At 70.6% G+C, this 262-nt stretch carries 1 pseudogene; it reads left to right on the forward strand.

The features are described 5' to 3' along the window. A pseudogene (locus ACZY0B_RS28075) lies at window positions 1-262 on the forward strand (ATP-dependent DNA helicase RecQ); the annotation flags it as partial.

The raw sequence follows: 262 nt of genomic DNA on the forward strand, positions 1-262 counted from the left end.
GATCGGCCCAACATCCGTTACGCCATCTCCCCGCGCGACAACACCGCGCGGCAAATCGGCGCGCTGGTGCGCGAGACGCTGGGGCCGGGCATCGTCTATTGCCCGACGCGCGCCGCGACCGAGCGCCTGGCAGGGCAACTCGCGGCGATGGGCCGCGCGGTGCGGCCCTATCATGCCGGACTCGAGCCGGGGCTGCGCGCGCGCAACCAGGCTGATTTCGTCGCGTCCGAAGACATGGTGATGTGCGCGACGATTGCGTTCG

The sequence above is a fragment of the Mycobacterium sp. IDUB_19 genome, assembly GCF_055419445.1.